Genomic DNA, 1,690 nt, shown 5'->3' with positions numbered 1-1,690 from the left:
CACACATCTGCTCGCGCTCAACGCCGCGATCGAGGCGGCGGCGGCCGGCGAGAGCGGGCGCAGCTTCGCGGTGGTCGCCTCCGAGATGAAGCTGCTCGCCGACCAGGCCAAGGCCGCCACCGGGCAGGTCCGGGGGATCCTGGGCGAGATCCAGCGGGGCATCAACACCTCGGTGATGCTGACCGAGGAGGCGGTGAAGCGGGCGGCGGCCGGCAAGACCCGCTCGGATACGACGCAGCGGACGATCGAGGAGATCACGGCGCGGGTGGAGGAGAACGTGCAGACGTTCCAGCAGATCGTGGCCTCGACCAACCAGCAGCAGCTCGGCATCGAGCAGGTGATGCAGGCGCTACACGGCATCCGGCAAGCGAGCCAGCAGACGGCGGCCGGCACCCGCCAAGTTGAAACCGCCTCAGCCAACATCACCCAGTTGGCACAGTCCCTTATGGTGCTGGCCGAACGATACCGGCACTGAGGCCTTACGGCGCTGACCCCAGTTTGAGAGACCGCTCTACGTCGGTTTGCTGAGCCTCCTTCACGAGGACCCGCGCCTGGGCGATGAACAGGTCGATCTGCACGATGCCCTGGTTGATCGCCGAGATGAGGCTGGCGTTGACCTCGTCAATCTGGGCATCGCCGATCAAACCTCGTGCGCGCAGGTCCGCGAGCAGCGTCGACATCTGGTCCCGCTGTGCTCGCAGGTCCTTGAGGATCACCTCGGCACGCGCCGTCTGCAGGCTGATGGCTTCACCGCTGACGAGCAGTTCCACGGCAGCGATGTCGACACGGGCGATAGGGGATCGCTCTTCGCCGCTTCGGCGCAGCGGGACGATGCCTTCACTCATGGTTCAAGCCCCCGCCCGGTTTCGAGCAGCCGCGTGGCGCAGTCTACGAAAGCTCTCGGTACATGCCCGCGGTAGACGAGCGTCAATGATCATCTCCATCGATCCGCCTTGATCATGGCGGGCTTTGTCACCCAATGGCGCTCTTTGTACTACCCGTCACCGCGTAGTTGTGTCGTCGCCAGCGCTGACTCACGGCCGGCCTTATCAGTCGGCGTCGCCTACCGCTTGTCGGCAGCTTCAGGCGCTAACGTCGGATACGTCCGCAAGCCGCAGTGACCAGGCGACATAGCCGTGTGGGTCGACAAGATAGATCGCATTGGCCCGCAGCCTGAGCATGTCCACGTCGATGGCCTTGGCTAGGGCGATGGCGCTTGTCCCATCTTCCGCGGTGATGACCTCTTCGTGCAGGGGCTTATCAAGCGTCCCATCAGCTCGGCGCAGCGCCACACAGAATCGAAAGTCCCGCATCGTTCGTCAGATCGTCCAGTCGCATGCGCTCACGACATAGCGCGCGAGCCCCGTGACGGACCCGCGACAGAATCTTGCCCTGGCACACCGCGAGCCCGAACCGCCGCTCGTCGGCAGCCCTTCTTCGGTTCCGTTTTCCCCGATTCTGACAGGTCTAGAACTTCAGTAGGCGTGCGCTGCGGGGATTTGCACCCTCCCCCCTGAGAGATGGAACCCTTCCGGGCCAAGCGCAGCCAGGCGGTCCACTCGGCCGAGACGATGCGGACGATGTTCGGCAGGTTGCGAAACCCGGTGACGGGGCGCTCCTCGACCGTGACCAGCCCGAGCTTGCGCGCCTCGCGAATGGCGTTGCGCACGGTGGTCTCGGACACGCCCAC

General features: G+C 65.1%; 3 protein-coding genes and 1 pseudogene. 1 reads left to right on the top strand and 3 read right to left on the bottom strand.

The window, feature by feature from the left end; genetic code table 11:
* The coding region (locus tag MKL09_RS26465; RefSeq protein ID WP_244024990.1) for a methyl-accepting chemotaxis protein at positions 1 to 475 on the top strand (475 nt) is incomplete at its 5' end.
* 4 nt (positions 476 to 479) lie between these two features.
* Here MKL09_RS26465 and MKL09_RS26460 read toward each other — a convergent pair.
* The 3 genes and pseudogenes from MKL09_RS26460 to MKL09_RS26450 form a co-directional block, all read right to left on the bottom strand.
* The gene (locus tag MKL09_RS26460) at positions 480 to 845 is read right to left on the bottom strand and encodes a hypothetical protein (RefSeq protein ID WP_244024989.1); all 366 of its coding nucleotides are present in this window, start codon (positions 843 to 845) and stop codon (positions 480 to 482) included.
* A gap of 237 nt (positions 846 to 1,082) precedes the next feature.
* Positions 1,083 to 1,313 carry a hypothetical protein gene (locus MKL09_RS26455; protein WP_244024988.1) on the bottom strand — a complete coding sequence of 77 codons (231 nt, stop codon included), beginning with the start codon at positions 1,311 to 1,313 and terminating at the stop codon, positions 1,083 to 1,085.
* Between the two features lie 29 nt (positions 1,314 to 1,342).
* Positions 1,343 to 1,690 (bottom strand): annotated as a pseudogene (locus tag MKL09_RS26450) (hypothetical protein); the annotation flags it as partial.

This window comes from Methylobacterium sp. J-048, from assembly GCF_022829515.1.
Lineage (GTDB): Bacteria > Pseudomonadota > Alphaproteobacteria > Rhizobiales > Beijerinckiaceae > Methylobacterium.
The sequence above is the reverse complement of the archived record's forward strand: the minus strand, read 5'-3'. Positions and strand labels throughout refer to the sequence as shown.